1 protein-coding gene is annotated in these 499 nt (G+C 57.3%); it reads left to right on the forward strand.

Translation table 11 applies throughout. The features are described from left to right. A partial coding sequence (locus LIY45_RS30590) for an immunoglobulin-like domain-containing protein (RefSeq protein ID WP_226478730.1) occupies positions 1 to 499 on the forward strand: 499 nt, incomplete at both ends.

Genomic DNA, 499 nt, shown 5'->3' on the forward strand with positions numbered 1-499 from the left:
AACCGGCGGTAACTTCGAGAACCTGGTGCCGGCGACTACGCCAGCGGTTACCACCATCACCGATTCGATCGATACCACCACTGTCACGCTGACAGCCGGGAATACCGTGACCGAAGGCGGTCAGATTACTTACACCGCTACCTTGACCAACCCAGCACAGACACCGGTGACTGTCACTTTGAGCAATGGCTCGGTGATTACCATTGAAGCCGGGAAGTCCACCGGGACGGTGGTCGTCGATACGCCAGCCAATGATGTTTACAACAACGGCTCGACCATCAGCACCACGATTACCGGGGCAACCGGCGGTAACTTCGAGAATTTGGTGCCGGCGACTACGCCAGCCGTTACCACCATTACCGATTCGATCGATACCACCACTGTCACGCTGACAGCCGGGAATACCGTGACCGAAGGCGGTCAGATTACCTACACCGCGACCCTGACTAATCCAGCGCAAACGCCGGTGACGGTCACCTTGAGCAATGGCTCGGTGATT

Source organism: Pseudomonas sp. MWU16-30323 (genome assembly GCF_020515595.1).
Classification (GTDB): domain Bacteria; phylum Pseudomonadota; class Gammaproteobacteria; order Pseudomonadales; family Pseudomonadaceae; genus Aquipseudomonas; species Aquipseudomonas yamanorum.